The 696-nt window shown below is 58.9% G+C and carries 1 rRNA gene; it reads left to right on the forward strand.

Going from position 1 to position 696, the window contains the following annotated elements:
- A 5S ribosomal RNA gene (gene rrf, locus MHX64_RS11895) occupies positions 1-104 on the forward strand; the annotation flags it as partial.
- Positions 105-696 lie beyond the last annotated feature (592 nt).

Genomic DNA, 696 nt, shown 5'->3' on the forward strand with positions numbered 1-696 from the left:
GCGGCGGGGAAACGCCCGGTCCCATTCCGAACCCGGAAGCTAAGCCCGCCCGCGCCGATGGTACTGCCCCCGGGAGGGAGTGGGAGAGTAGGTTACCGCCGACCCAACAACTTCACACACAAGCACCCGCCACACAACCATTTGTGTGGCGGGTGCTTTTCTATGCGTGTATTCGCACCCCCACTGCCTGCCGGGGGTGGCGCCAGTGACGGTGTCCGCATTGCGGACAAAACAGACACTCCAACAATGGGTGGCCACCCATGAATTGTAAAACTCGTCGAAACCACCACCCAGCCCACTCACCCACCTGCACAAACGCAACCAGACCCGACGACTTCTACAAACGGCAACCCGCTAGTGCGGAATAAACAACGGGGCTGGGGTGTGCACCAACTCCGCATTGCGGACAACTAGGCCTGTGCCCATCATTGGTGGACACCCACGAGATTCATCGTGCGGATTCCGCATTGCGGACAACAGCGTGTTTAGAAGATCGAAATGGTAGCGGTGTGGTGAGTTCGTGGTAGCGCTTGAGTGGGGATCCGGTAGCGGTCTCCACTCAAGCGTTTTGTGGGGTTACTGGTTAGCTTCCAGTCTCATGTTTGGTCCTTCGAGGGTGATGATTTCGGCGCCGGCGATGAGTCGGTTGAGGATGGACTCGGCGATGACGGCGTCCGGGATGGATCTGTACCAGTC

The organism is Corynebacterium sp. ACRPZ (assembly GCF_022346205.1).
GTDB lineage: Bacteria > Actinomycetota > Actinomycetes > Mycobacteriales > Mycobacteriaceae > Corynebacterium > Corynebacterium lehmanniae.